This is a genomic window from Kitasatospora sp. NPDC086801, assembly GCF_044745805.1.
GTDB lineage: Bacteria > Actinomycetota > Actinomycetes > Streptomycetales > Streptomycetaceae > Kitasatospora.
This window is the reverse complement of record NZ_JBIVAX010000021.1, coordinates 26,415-38,761: the sequence shown is the minus strand read 5'-3', so window position 1 is coordinate 38,761 and position 12,347 is coordinate 26,415. Positions and strand designations below refer to the sequence as shown.

8 protein-coding genes are annotated in these 12,347 nt (G+C 72.3%); 2 read left to right on the top strand and 6 right to left on the bottom strand.

The genetic code is table 11. The features are described from left to right. Positions 1–5: 5 nt before the first annotated feature. A complete protein-coding gene (locus ACIPLC_RS21985) occupies positions 6–3,578 on the top strand; it encodes a CDP-glycerol glycerophosphotransferase family protein (RefSeq protein WP_400474689.1) in 3,573 nt (1,190 codons plus the stop codon). 308 nt (positions 3,579–3,886) lie between these two features. Beyond that, positions 3,887–6,397, top strand: coding sequence for a CDP-glycerol glycerophosphotransferase family protein (locus tag ACIPLC_RS21980; protein WP_400474688.1), 2,511 nt, complete (start codon positions 3,887–3,889; stop codon positions 6,395–6,397). Between the two features lies 1 nt (position 6,398). Here ACIPLC_RS21980 and ACIPLC_RS21975 read toward each other — a convergent pair whose 3' ends face one another. From ACIPLC_RS21975 to ACIPLC_RS21950, 6 genes are all read right to left on the bottom strand, one after another. Then, positions 6,399–6,887 carry a 2'-5' RNA ligase family protein gene (locus ACIPLC_RS21975; RefSeq protein WP_400474687.1) on the bottom strand — a complete coding sequence of 163 codons (489 nt, stop codon included), beginning with the start codon at positions 6,885–6,887 and terminating at the stop codon, positions 6,399–6,401. Between the two features lie 62 nt (positions 6,888–6,949). Then, positions 6,950–7,990, bottom strand: coding sequence for a tryptophan--tRNA ligase (trpS, locus tag ACIPLC_RS21970; protein ID WP_400474686.1), 1,041 nt, complete (start codon positions 7,988–7,990; stop codon positions 6,950–6,952). A gap of 30 nt (positions 7,991–8,020) precedes the next feature. Further along, entirely contained in the window at positions 8,021–9,346 is a 1,326-nt protein-coding gene (locus ACIPLC_RS21965) for a hemolysin family protein (RefSeq protein WP_400474685.1), read from the bottom strand. 124 nt (positions 9,347–9,470) lie between these two features. Further along, positions 9,471–10,463: a malate dehydrogenase gene (locus tag ACIPLC_RS21960; RefSeq protein ID WP_400474684.1), complete on the bottom strand. Its 993-nt coding sequence runs from the start codon at positions 10,461–10,463 to the stop codon at positions 9,471–9,473. Positions 10,464–10,667: 204 nt separating this feature from the next. Continuing rightward, on the bottom strand, positions 10,668–11,093 hold the full coding sequence (locus ACIPLC_RS21955; protein WP_400474683.1) for a DUF3017 domain-containing protein: 426 nt from the start codon (positions 11,091–11,093) through the stop codon (positions 10,668–10,670). A 35-nt stretch (positions 11,094–11,128) separates the two neighbouring features. Next, positions 11,129–11,983, bottom strand: a complete 855-nt coding sequence (locus tag ACIPLC_RS21950) for a bifunctional methylenetetrahydrofolate dehydrogenase/methenyltetrahydrofolate cyclohydrolase (RefSeq protein WP_400474682.1) — start codon at positions 11,981–11,983, stop codon at positions 11,129–11,131. Between the last annotated feature and the right edge of the window lie 364 nt (positions 11,984–12,347).

Here is a 12,347-nt window from a genome sequence, read left to right as displayed (position 1 = left end):
AGCCGATGGCTCCCCGCCTCTCCATCGTCGTTCCGATCTACAACGTCGAGCGTTACCTGGTCGAATGCCTCGACTCGATCGCCGCCCAGACCTTCACGGACTTCGAGTGCGTCATGGTCGACGACGGTTCGAAGGACGACAGCGCGGCCCTCGCCGAGGCGTACGCGGCCAAGGACTCGCGGTTCCGCCTGGTCCGCCAGGTGAACAAGGGCCTCGGCGCGGCCCGCAACACCGGCATCCGGCACATCGACCCGGACGCCGAGTTCCTGTGCTTCGTCGACAGTGACGACTCGATGCCGCCGAGCGCGTACGAGCTGATGATCAACACCCTGGACGAGACCGGCTCGGACTTCGCCACCGGCAACGTGCTGCGGTTCCGCGCGGTGGGCTACTACCAGTCCGGCGGGCACTCGAAGCCGTTCAAGGAGACCAGGCTCAAGACGCACATCACCGAGATCCCGGCGCTGGTCACCGACCGCACCGCGTGGAACAAGGTGTACCGCCGCTCCTTCTTCGACGCGGCCGGCATCCTCTACCCCGAGGGCATCCTGTACGAGGACGCGCCGGTCAGCGTGCCGCACCACTACCTCGCCAAGAGCGTGGACGTCCTCTCCGAGCCGATCTACCACTGGCGCGAGCGCGAGGTCGGCGAGATGTCGATCACCCAGATGCGCACCAACCCCAAGGGCCTGATCGACCGCGTCGCCTCGGTCGAGCTGGTCCGCGGCTGGCTGCGGAAGCAGACCGAGCCGCGCTTCGCCCAGTACCTGCGCTCCTACGACGAGAACACCCTCGTCGAGGAGATCCCGATGTTCTTCTGGTCCGTCGTGGACGGCGACAGGGAGTACCGGGACGCCTACATCAAGAACGTCAGCCGGCTGCTGCGGTCGATCGGCCCCGAGCAGGTCCGCAAGCTGCGGGCGCCGCTGCGGCTGAAGTACCACCTGACCCTGCAGGGCCGGATCGACGAGTTCGTCGAGCAGATCAAGTACGAGGGCGAGAGCAACGGCGGTGTCCAGGCCCGCGGTCTGCTGCGCCCGTACGCCGACTACCCGTTCCTGCGCGGCGGGCGCAAGAGCGTGCCGTCCGGCGTGCTCAAGCTGGACAACTCGCTGGTCATGCGCAGCCGGCTGTACGAGACGGCGTGGGCCGGCGGACGGCTTCAGCTGACCGGGCACGCCTACCCGGAGCAGCTGGGCGCGGGCAACAAGCACGACATGGTCCGCACCCTGGTGCTGCGCGAGGCCAAGGGCCGCCGGGTGATCGCGGTGCCGATGAAGACCCAGTACAGCCCCGAGGCCACCGCCAGCTGCCACCACGACCTGTACAACTGCGACTGGGCCGGCTTCACCGTCGCCGTCGACCCGAAGAAGTTCAAGCACCGCGGCCAGTGGAAGGACGGCAACTGGCGCGTCCTGGTGGCCGGCGCGGGCAAGGGCGGCGTGTACAAGGGCCGGGTGTCGGCCGGCTGGAGCGACACCGCGCAGTACATCCCGGCGCACTGGGTCGAGCCGGACGTGCGGATCGTGCCGTGGGTCCGGGACGGCTTCGTCTACCTGCGGGTGGAGACGGTCCGGGCCCGGGTGACCGGCCTGGCCTCGCACGGCGGCCGGGTCGAGGTGTCGGGCGCGGCCCGCTCCGGCGCGAGCTTCGCCGGGGCCCGGCTGCGGCTCACCCACGTCGAGTCCGACCGCGAGCTGGCCTTCCCGCTGGAGCTGGGCGCGCCGGTCGGCAGCCTGCAGCCGTTCAGCGTGTCCTTCCCGGTGGCCGAGCTGACCGCCGTCCGCGAGGCCTGGGCCGAGCTGGACCCGGTGGCCGTCGAACGCGGCCGCGACCGCTGGGACACCGCGCTGGTCCTGGCCGACGGCAGCACCGTCCCGGTGGCCTGGGACGACCGCAACGCCCCCGGACAGCTGCACCTTCCGCTCAACCCGGACGCCCCGGCCGACCGGCGCCGGGTGCTCTACTCCAAGCCCTCCCCCGGCGGGTACCTGCAGTTCTCCGACCAGTTGCTGCAGCCGGTGGTGGACGAGGTCTCCGCCCGCGGCGCGGACGGCTTCCTGCTCAGCGGCTCGTTCCCGCTGCCCGGCGCGCACCGCTGGGAGCTGGTGGTCCGGCACGACTGGCGCGAGGAGGAGCACGTCTACCCGGTGGAGATCGCGGACGGCCGGTTCCGGACCGCGCTCCCCGCCGTGCCGACGGCCTCCTTCGCCGGCCGGGTGCCGCTCGCCCAGGGCACCTGGAACGTCTTCTTCCGCCCGGTCGACACTCCGGCCGAGGAACTGCCGAGCGCGTACGCGCTGATCGCGCCGGACTGCTTCGGCGCGCTGCCGCTGGAGGTGGAGTCCCGCGGCAAGCGCATCGTGCTGGAGCGCCGCCACCACGACGGCCTCTCCCTGGAGTCGCACTCGGCCCTGCTGCCGGAGGAGCGCAGCGGCTACCGCCAGCGCCAGCTGCGGTCCGTCGACTACCCGAACGCCCGCCGGCACCCGGTGCGCGACACCGTGCTCTACAACGTCGGCCTCGGCGGCCTGTACGCCGACTCGCCGCGGGCGATCCACGAGGAGCTGGTCCGCCGCGGCCTGCCGCTGGAGCACCTGTGGGGCAGCGACGACCTCCAGGCCGATCTGCCGCAGACGGCGAGGGCGCTCCGGCTGTGGAGCCCGGAGTGGTTCGAGGCGCTGGCGACCGCCAAGTACATCGTCACCAGCACCCACCTGCCCGACTTCTTCGTCCGCCGCCCCGGCCAGGTGGTCGTGCAGACCTGGCTCGGCAGCCCGCTGAAGCAGATCGGCTTCGACTTCGAGAAGGTCTGGTTCACCGACGCGAACTACCTGAAGGGCCTCGCCAAGGAGGTGCCGAACTGGAACCTGCTGGTCGCCGGCAACAGCTGGTCGGCCCCGGTGCTGCGACGCGCGTTCGAATACAAGGGCGAGATCCTCGAAAGCGGTTCGCCCCGGAACGACCTGCTCTTCGCGGCCGACCGGGAGAAGACCGCCGAACAGGTCCGCGAACGGCTCGGCCTGCCCGAGGGCAAGAAGGTCGTGCTGTACGCGCCGACCTGGCGCGAGGACCGGCGCCGGCCGAACGGCGGGTACCAGATGGACCTGCGGATCGACCTGGCGGCGGCCAAGGCCGCGCTCGGCGACGACCAGGTGCTGCTGGTGCGCCGGCACAGCGTGATGTGCGGCCAGATCCCGGGCGCCGGCAACGGCTACATCTGGGACGTCGGCAGCTACCCCGACATGGCGGAGCTGCTGCTGATCGCCGACGTGCTGATCACGGACTACTCGGCGAGCATGTTCGACTTCGCGGCGACCGGCAAGCCGATCCTGTTCTTCACCTACGACCTGGAGCACTACCGCGACAACCTCCGCGGGTTCAGCCTGAACTTCGAGGCGGAGGTACCCGGCCCGCTGCTGGCCACCTCCGAGGAACTGGTCGAGGCGCTCGGCCGGGTGGACGAGGTCGCGGCCGAGCACGCCGACAAGTCGGCCGCGTTCCGCGAGGCGTACTGCGACCTGGACGACGGCAAGGCCTCCGCCCGGGTGGTCGACGCGATGCTCCGCACGGAGTAGTCCGGAGCACCTCGGCACACCCCCGAGGGCCCCGCAGAGGCGCCCGACGCGAACCGCGTCGGGCGCCTCTGCGCTTTCCTGGGAGCTTCCTGGAAGTTTCCTGAGAACATTCCAACCCTTTACGCATGCATTGCACTCGAACTAGTGTTTCGTTGACGAATTTCACGGGAAATTCTCTGGTCCGTACGGTTGACCCCGGACGGTGTCCCGGTATGGGATGTCAATTCGGCCCCCGTCCCGTTCGGCATCGGTCCGGCGGCCCCGGTCCACCGCCCATGGCCCGGTTCCCGTCCCGAAGGGCCCCCGCCATGCCCGTGCTCACACGGTTCGTCCTTCCGCACGCCGCCCCCCGTGTGAGCACCGACCAACCCGCAGCCGACGAGGACGTCGCCTTCGGCCTGCTGCGCGCCCGCTGGACCGGCCGCGGCCTGGAGCTCACCGGCTTCGCCCGCCCGGACGACCTCGACACCGGCCGCCCCGGCTCCGCCTGGACCTGGCTGACCCTGCGCCACCCCGACGGGACCCGGCCGCCCGTCCACCTGCGCTCCCGGCCCCGCCGGCTGCCCGAGGTCACCGACGACAGCGCCCAGCCCGAGTTCAACCACGACTGGTCCGGCTTCACCGCCCTGATCGAGCCCGGCCGGCTGCGCCACGGCACCGACTGGCTGCTCGGCGACTGGCAGATCGAGGCCACCCTGTTCATCCGCCCGCGCCCCACCCGGCTGCGCCGCCGGTACGGCGCCCTGGCCCCGCACTGGTGCGGCTCCGGCGAGTACCCGCCGGCCCACTGGGTGGACCACGACGTCCGCCTCCAGCCGCACTTCGTCGACGGTCGGCTGCGGCTGCTGCTCGAACGCCCCGGCGTCCGGCTCACCCACGCCACCCCCACCGCCGACGGCCTCGACCTGCGCGGCACCGCGGACTCCTGCCCGGCCGGCACCGTGCTGCGGCTGCGCCACCGGCAGAGCGACGCCGTGATCGAACGGCCGGTCGCCCGCACTGGCAACGCCTTCGCCGTCCACGTGCCGTACCGGCCGCTCACCGCCGACGGCCGCGGCAGTGAGGAACTGGAGCACTGGGACACCGAGTTCCTGCACCCCGACGGCAGCACCGAACAGCTCTGCCTGGACGACCGCGGCGGCCCGGTGGCCGGCCAGCACCGGCTGCCCGACGCCCCGGACCGCGCCCTCTACCTCAAGCACCTCGCCGACGGCCGGCTCCAGCTCTGCGTCCAGCCCGCGGCCGGCCTGGTCGAGCGGATCGCCGTCCGGGCCGGCGGCTTCGAGCTCACCGGCCGCTGCCCGGACCGCTCCGCGGACCGACTGGAGCTCGTACTGCGGCACACCGGCACCGCGGGCGAGGTCCGCACCCCCGTCGAGGCCGACCCGGACGGCCGGTTCAAGGTCCTGCTGCCCGCCACCCGCACCGGCTCGGACGGCACCGCGCTGCCCCTGCGCAAGGGCATCTGGGAGGCCGTGCTGACGCCCGCCGGGCGGCCCGGCCCGAGCCGCCCGCTGCTCGCCGCCCCCGCCGCCCTGCCCGCCCTGCCCGCCGCCACCACGGCCGGCGGCAAGCGGATCCTGCTCCAGCGCCGCTGGCACGACACCCTGCTGGTGGACTCCACCCCGGTGCTCACCCCCACCGAGCGCAGCGCCTGGACGCAGAGCCGCCAGCGCGCCGTCCACTACCCCGCCGCCCGCCGCGAGCCGCTGCGCGAGGCCGTGCTGTACGACGTGTTCGGCGGCCGGGGCTACGCCGACTCGCCGCGCGCGGTGCACGCCGAACTGGCCCGCCGCGGCGCGCCGTTGGAGCACCTCTGGGTGGTCGACGACGCCCAGGCCGAACTGCCGCCCGGGGTCCGGGCCGTCCGGATCTGGAGCCCGGAGTGGTACCGCGCGCTGGCCACCTGCCGGTACCTGGTCGGCAACACGCACTTCCCGGACTTCCTGGAGCGCCGCCCCGGCCAGGTGGTGCTGCAGACCTGGCACGGCTCGCTGCTGAAGCGGATCGCCCACGACGTCGACAACCCCTGGCTGGCCGACCACGGCTACCTGGAGGCGCTCGACCGGGAGACCCCGCAGTGGAGCCTGCTGCTCTCCCCCAGCCCGTTCGCCACCCCGATCCTGCGCCGCGCGTTCCGCTACGACGGCGAGATCCTGGAGGCCGGCTACCCGCGCAACGACGTGCTCGCCCGCCCCGACGAGCACACCGCCGCGGCCGTCCGCCGCCGGCTCGGCATCCCGGAGGGCAAGCGGATCGTGCTGTACGCGCCGACCTGGCGCGAGGACCAGCGGCGCGGCGACGGCGACGGCTTCCGGCTCGACCTGCGGCTGGACCTCGACCACGCCCGGCGCCTGCTCGGCCGGGACCACGTGCTGCTGGTCCGCCCGCACGCGCACGTCCGCGATCCGCTGCCGGGCGCCGGGGACGGCTTCCTGTACGACTGCGGGGACTACCCCGACCCGCAGGAACTGCTGCTGATCGCGGACGTCCTGGTGACCGACTACTCGTCGATCATGTTCGACTTCGCGGTCACCGGCCGCCCGGTGCTCTTCTTCACCTACGACCTGGAGCACTACCGCGACACCCTGCGCGGCTTCTACTTCGACTTCGAGCCGCAGGCCCCCGGCCCGCTCGTCCCCACCTCGGCCGGGCTGCTCGGCGCGCTGCGCGAACTCGCCGACACCGGCGCGGACCTGCCGCCCGGGTACGCCGAGCGCCACCGGCGCTTCCGGGCCGAGCACTGCGTCCTGGACGACGGCGGCGCGTCCCGCCGGGTGGTCGACCGGATGCTCGAACTCGGAAGGTCAGTCCGGTAGTTCAGGAGAACGGGTAGCTCCGCCAGGGCCGCCAGACCTCGTCCGCGTCGAAGCGGGAGAGGCCGAAGCCCGGCACCGGGAAGGCCGCCCGGAAGCCGCGCGCCTGCGCGTACGCCTGGTCCAGCACGTCATCCGGCAGGCCGTGCGCGACCGTCACGTGCGGGTGGTACGGGAAGGCCAACTCGCGGGCCAGCGGGCCGGAGCGGACGTCCGCCTCCAGCAGCCGGCACTCCTGCGCGCCCTCCTCGACCCGGACGAACACCACCGGGGAGACCGGGCGGAAGGTGCCGGCGCCGCGCAGCAGCATCCGGAACGGCCGGTGCGCGGCCGCCACCGCCGCCAGGTGCTCCTCGATCTTCGGCAGCGCCTCGGCCGGCACCTCGGTCGGCGGCAGCAGGGTGACGTGCGTCGGTATCGACCGGGCCAGCGGATCACCGTGCCCGGCCCGGGCGTCCTGGATCTCCACACCGTACGGATCCGGAACGCTCACGGACACGCCGATGGTGACGGCCCCGGGGAGACCGTCACCATCGGGCAGGCGTGTGAGGGGAGTCACCGCTTGGCGGCCGGGAGGAAGCCGATCCGGTCGTACACCGTCTCCAGCGTCTGCGAGGCCACCTCGCGGGCCTTCTCGGCGCCGATCGCCAGCACCCGGTCCAGCTCGGCCGGATCGTCCAGGAAGGAGCGGGTGCGCTGCTGGAAGGGGGTGACCCACTCGGTGAACAGCTCGGCCAGCTCGGTCTTCAGGGCGCCGTACATCTTGCCCTCGAAGTGCGCGACCAGCTGGTCGATCGACTGGCCGCTGAGCGCGGAGTGGATGCGCAGCAGGTTGGAGACGCCGGGCTTCCCGTCCTCGTCGTAGGAGACGACGGTGCCGGTGTCGGTGACGGCGCTCTTGAACTTCTTGGCGCTGACCTTCGCGTCGTCCAGCAGGTTGACCAGGCCCTTATCCGAGGAGGCGGACTTGCTCATCTTGGCGCCCGGGTCCTGGAGGTCCTGGATCTTCGCCGTCTCCTTGAGGATGTACGGCTTCGGCACCGTGAAGGTCGGGCTGTAGCGGGTGTTGAAGCGCTCGGCGAGGTCGCGGGTGAGCTCCAGGTGCTGGCGCTGGTCCTCGCCGACCGGGACGGCGTCCGCCTGGTAGAGCAGGACGTCCGCGACCATGAGCACCGGGTAGGTGAACAGGCCGACCGTGGTGCTGTCCGCGCCGTGCCGGACGGACTTGTCCTTGAACTGGGTCATCCGGGAGGCCTCGCCGAAGCCGGTGAGGCAGTTCATCACCCAGGCGAGCTGCGCGTGCTCGGGCACGTGCGACTGGACGAACAGGGTGCAGTGCTCCGGGTCCAGGCCGGCGCCGAGCAGCTGGGCGGCGGAGACCCGAGTGTTCTCGCGCAGCTCCTTCGGGTCCTGCGAGACGGTGATCGCGTGCAGGTCGACGACCATGTAGAAGGCGTCGTTCTCCTTCTGCAGGTCCACCCACTGGCGCACCGCGCCCAGGTAGTTGCCGAGGTGGAACGAGCCGGAGGTGGGCTGGATACCGGAGAGAACCCGGGGACGGTCCTTGACCGGACCAGTGACCGCTGCGTTGACCATGCGGGCCATTGTTCCAGTTCCACCGGGCGCTCAGGAAACGTCCGCCCCAGGAGGTTCCGCCAGTGTGACCGCACTCACCCTCACCCGGGCGATCCGCCGGCCCTCCAGCTTGGCCACCGTCAGCAGCACCCCGCCACCGCCCTCGACCGGGACGCGCACCTGGTCGCCGTTCCGGGGCAGCCGGCCCAGCGAGGCGACCAGACAGCCCGCCACCGTCTCGTACGGGCCCTCGGGCAGGGTGGCGCCGGTCTCCTCGGTGAAGTCGCCGAGGTTGAGCAGGCCGTCCAGCTCCATGCCGCCGCCGGCCAGCCGGCGGGTGGCGGCGGTCTCCGGCCGGTCGTACTCGTCCCGGATCTCGCCGATCACCTCCTCGACCAGGTCCTCCAGGGTGACGATCCCGGCGGTGCCGCCGTACTCGTCCACCACGATGGCCAGGTGGTGGCCCTCGCGGCGCATCTCGCCCATCGCCTCCAGCACCCGCTTGGTGCCGGGCAGCAGCTTCACCGGGCGGGCCAGGTCGCGGACCTTGACGGCCTGCTCGCCGCGCGCACCGTACAGGTCGCGGACGTGCACGAAGCCGACCACGGCGTCGGCGCTGCCCTCGACCACCGGGTAGCGCGAGTGCGGCGAGGTGTCCGCCTGGTGCCGGACGGCGGCCAGCGGGCGTTCGGCGTCCAGGAAGGTCACCTCGGTGCGCGGGACCATCACCTCACGCAGCTGCCGCTCCCCGGCGGAGAACACGTCCGCGATCAACGCCCGTTCGTCGCTGCCGAGTTCGGTGTTGGCGGCGACCAGGCCGCGCAGTTCCTCGGAGCTCATCGAACCGCGGCCGGCGGCCGGGTCCCCGCCCAGCAGGCGGACCATCAGGTTGGTGGAGTGGCCGAGCAGCCAGATCACCGGGCGCAGCGCCACCGACATCACGTCCACCACCGGGGCCGCGATCACCGCGATCGACTCGGCCCGTTGCAGACCGATCCGCTTGGGGGTGAGTTCGCCGAGCACCAGCGAGACGTAGCTGATCACCAGGGTGAGGCCGACCAGGGCGACCGCGTCGGCGACGCCCTCGGTGAGCCCGGCCCGGACGAACAGCGGGGCGACCTTGCCGGCCAGGGTGTCCGCGCCGAAGGCGGCGGACAGGAAGCCCATGCAGGTCACGCCGACCTGGACGGCGGCCAGGAAGCGGTTGGGGTCGGCGGCCAGGTGCGCGGCCCGGGCGGACCGCCGGGTGCCGAGCGCCTCCAGGGTCCGGATCTGGCCCTCGCGCAGCGAGATCAGCGAGATCTCGGCGACGTTGAACAGCCCGCCCAGCAGGATGAAGACGAGGACGAGCAGGGCGTCCCCGAGGGTTTCGTTCACAGCGGGTCAGTGTAGGACCGGTCGGCGCCCGGGGAGTGGAACGAGGAGCGGCGGCCGGTCACACGACGGCCCGCCGCCTCCGGGAAGGAGACGGCGGGCCGTCGGAGAACCGGTGCTGCGGGGCTCAGATGAGGCTCAGCTCCTGGACCGCGTCGCGCTCCTCGGTCAGCTCCTTGACCGAGGCGTCGATGCGGGCGCGCGAGAAGTCGGAGATCTCCAGGCCCTGGACGATCTCGAACTTGCCGTCCTTGGTGGTGACCGGGAAGGAGGAGATCAGGCCCTCCGGGACGCCGTAGGAGCCGTCCGAGACGACGCCCATGGAGGTCCAGTCGCCCTCGGCGGTGCCGTTGACCCAGGTGTGCACGTGGTCGATGGCGGCGTTGGCGGCCGAGGCGGCCGAGGAGGCGCCGCGGGCCTCGATGATGGCCGCGCCGCGCTTGGCGACGGTCGGGATGAAGGTCTCCTCCAGCCAGGCCTGGTCGCTGCCGATGGCCTCGAAGGCCGGCTTGCCGGCGATCTCGGCCTGGAAGACGTCCGGGTACTGGGTGGCGGAGTGGTTGCCCCAGATGGTGACGCGCTTGATGTCGGAGACGGGCGCACCGGTCTTGATGGAGAGCTGGCCGAGCGCGCGGTTGTGGTCCAGGCGGGTCATCGCGGTGAAGCGCTCGGCCGGGACGTCCGGGGCGTTGCGCTGGGCGATCAGGGCGTTGGTGTTGGCCGGGTTGCCGACGACCAGGACCTTGATGTCGTCCGCGGCGTGGCCGTTGATGGCCTTGCCCTGCGGGCCGAAGATGCCGCCGTTGGCCTGCAGCAGGTCGCCGCGCTCCATGCCGGCGGTGCGCGGACGGGCGCCGACCAGCAGCGCGACGTTGGCGCCGTCGAAGGCCTCGTTCGGGTCGGCGGTGATCGTGATGTCGCGCAGCAACGGGAACGCGCAGTCGACGAGCTCCATGGCGGTGCCCTCGGCGGCCTTGAGGCCCTGCGGGATCTCCAGGAGGCGCAGGTTCACCGGCACGTCGGCACCGAGCAGGTGGCCCGAGGCGATGCGGAAGAGCAGCGCGTAGCCGATCTGGCCGGCCGCTCCGGTGATGGTGACGTTGACGGGGGTGCGGGTCATTTCTACCTTCTCCAGCAGATCGCCAGGTGCCCCAGGCACACCGGCGCGCTGGAGCCGAGGATGATCTCTCGACATCGAGAGACCGGCGTCAGGTTATCGCAAAGGGAAGCGTACGCCGCGGGTGCGGGCCTGGCTGATGCGTCACAACGGACGACGGCCCCCGCCCCGGCTTCCGGGGCGGGGGCCGTCACGGGCGCCCTGGTGTCAGTGCTTCGGCCGGCCGATCAACTGGCCGATGTTGTCGAGCACCGGCATCTCCAGCCACGGGTTCGGCTGCGCGACCAGGGTCAGCAGCACGATCGACGCGCCCAGGAAGGTCAGCACGATCACGTCGGTGAAGCGGCTGCGCACCGCCAGCATCCCGACCTCGGGCAGCACCAGCCGCAGGACGGCCCCGAGCAGCACCCCGCCACCGAGGATCAGCAGCCCGTACTTGAAGCCGTCCTTGAAGTCGGCGAACCAGGTGACCGCGAGGCCGGCCCCGACCACCAGCAGGACCAGCGTTATCGGCCACTGCCGGACGGGCAGGGTGTGGTCACGTCCGAGGGCTGCGGCCGCGCCCTCGGGCGGCAGGGTGCCGGTGGTCTTGACCGGCCTGCGCCGGGTCCGCGCCGGTCGCGGTTCCGTCATGCTCGCCGTCCCTCGTGGTGGTGTCGGTCGCGGGGTCAGACGCCGGCGCGGCGCTCGGCCGCCTCGACGATGTTGTTGAGCAGCATCGCGCGGGTCATCGGGCCCACGCCGCCGGGGTTCGGGGAGATCCAGCCGGCCACCTCGGCCACGCCCGGGTGCACGTCCCCGACGATCTTGCCCTCGCTGCGGCTGACGCCCACGTCCAGCACCGCCGCGCCCGGCTTGACGTCCTCCGGCTTGACCAGGTGCGGCACGCCCGCGGCGGCCACGATGATGTCGGCCTTGCGCAGGTGGGCGCCCAGGTCCCGGGTGCCGGTGTGGCACAGGGTCACGGTGGCGTTCTCGCTGCGGCGGGTCAGCAGCAGGCCGATCGAGCGGCCGACGGTGATGCCGCGGCCGACCACGACCACCTCGGCGCCGTTGATCTCGACGCCGTGCCGGCGCAGCAGCTCGACGATGCCCAGCGGGGTGCAGGGCAGCGGCCCCTCGATGCCCAGGGCGAGCCGGCCGAGCGAGGTCGGGTGCAGGCCGTCCGCGTCCTTGTCCGGGTCCATCAGCTCCAGGACCGGGTTCTGGTCCAGGCCCTTGGGCAGCGGCAGCTGGACGATGTAGCCGGTGCAGGAGGGGTCGGCGTTGAGCTCGCGGACGACGTTCTCGACGTCCTCCTGGCTGGCGGTGGCGGGCAGCTCGCGCTGGATCGAGGCGATGCCGACCTCGGCGCAGTCCTTGTGCTTCCCGTTGACGTACCAGCGGCTGCCCGGGTCGTCGCCGACCAGGACGGTGCCGAGGCCGGGCGTGACGCCCTTCGCCTTGAGGACCGCCACGCGGGCGGCGAGTTCGGACTTGATCGCGGCGGCGGTGGCCTTGCCATCGAGAATCTGGGCAGTCATGACCCCATTCTCCCGGATCGGGGCAAGCCGCCGTACCAGGGCCCGTCGTCGAACTCCCTTCGTCGCCCGGCAGGCGGGAGTTCGAGGGCCGCCCCGCTCCCGTCGTCCGGTCGGACGGGTGCGGAAGGCCCGGGCGACGTTGCGGTTGCGCCACAGTCTCGGCCCGGCGCGCGGAACCGGCTGGACACGGCCCCGCCGTCCGGTTGACGATATGCGGGCATTCCCTGCCGCGACCCGGCCCGGTGACGGGCCGACGGACACCCGGCGGGGGCGTATCCGGGGGAAAGAGCACGTGAGCCGACCATTTCAGACCGACCCGCCCGACCACCGCGGTGCCGTCCTGCCCGCGGCGAGCCCGTCGACG

Bases quoted from the DNA above. Each gene is read 5' to 3' on its own strand.
- ACIPLC_RS21985 (WP_400474689.1), top strand. From the start codon at position 6: ATGGCTCCCCGCCTCTCCATCGTCGTTCCGATCTACAACGTCGAGCGT.
- ACIPLC_RS21980 (WP_400474688.1), top strand. From the start codon at position 3,887: ATGCCCGTGCTCACACGGTTCGTCCTTCCGCACGCCGCCCCCCGTGTG.
- trpS (WP_400474686.1), bottom strand. From the start codon at position 7,990: ATGGTCAACGCAGCGGTCACTGGTCCGGTCAAGGACCGTCCCCGGGTT.
- ACIPLC_RS21960 (WP_400474684.1), bottom strand. From the start codon at position 10,463: ATGACCCGCACCCCCGTCAACGTCACCATCACCGGAGCGGCCGGCCAG.
- ACIPLC_RS21955 (WP_400474683.1), bottom strand. From the start codon at position 11,093: ATGACGGAACCGCGACCGGCGCGGACCCGGCGCAGGCCGGTCAAGACC.
- ACIPLC_RS21950 (WP_400474682.1), bottom strand. From the start codon at position 11,983: ATGACTGCCCAGATTCTCGATGGCAAGGCCACCGCCGCCGCGATCAAG.